Raw genomic sequence first — 203 nt, forward strand, 5'->3', positions numbered from 1 at the left:
CTGGGTGAGTCCGTGACCGAGGGAACCGTCTCCTCCTGGCTCAAGGCCGTGGGTGACACCGTCGAGGCCGACGAGCCCCTGCTGGAGGTCGCCACCGACAAGGTCGACACCGAGGTCCCCTCCCCCGTCTCCGGCACCCTGTTGGAGATCAAGGTCGCCGAGGACGAGACCGTCGAGGTCGGCACCGTCCTCGCCGTCATCGG

Annotated in this window: 1 protein-coding gene; it reads left to right on the forward strand. The window is 69.0% G+C overall.

The window, feature by feature from the left end; all coding sequences use genetic code 11:
• The coding region (locus HMPREF0058_RS11575; protein ID WP_006549990.1) for a biotin/lipoyl-containing protein at window positions 1–203 on the forward strand (203 nt) is incomplete at both ends.

It is taken from the genome of Actinomyces urogenitalis DSM 15434 (genome assembly GCF_000159035.1).
In the GTDB taxonomy this organism is placed as follows: domain Bacteria; phylum Actinomycetota; class Actinomycetes; order Actinomycetales; family Actinomycetaceae; genus Actinomyces; species Actinomyces urogenitalis.